Below are 266 nucleotides of genomic sequence, written 5' to 3'. Positions count from 1 at the left end.
CCTGGACTAAAGAAGGTCAGTTGCTGCTCTTTTTCTTTCTGCTATCCCGCAAACTTCTCTTATATCGCATACTAAAAACTCTACGACTCTCCAGATTATGAAATCTTTCGTCTCAATGACGAACTCGCCGCTGCGGAAGGTCCCAATGTGACATTCTACGGTACGTTTCCCCTGAACAAACAACTCCCCATCCATCTCCAAAGTCCTCCGCCACTGATCAACTTCCAAACGGACAGATTTCCTCGGCGCCAAACCCAATGCCAACC

1 protein-coding gene is annotated in these 266 nt (G+C 47.7%); it reads right to left on the bottom strand.

Going from position 1 to position 266, the window contains the following annotated elements; genetic code table 11:
- Positions 1–6: 6 nt before the first annotated feature.
- Positions 7–266 (bottom strand): hypothetical protein (locus tag MN204_RS20815; protein ID WP_249872954.1); only part of this gene is annotated, 260 nt, incomplete at its 5' end.

Origin of the sequence: Oceanobacillus saliphilus, assembly GCF_023522835.1 — a bacterium.
Lineage (GTDB): Bacteria > Bacillota > Bacilli > Bacillales > Amphibacillaceae > Oceanobacillus > Oceanobacillus saliphilus.
This window is presented reverse-complemented; position numbering and strand designations above follow the sequence as displayed.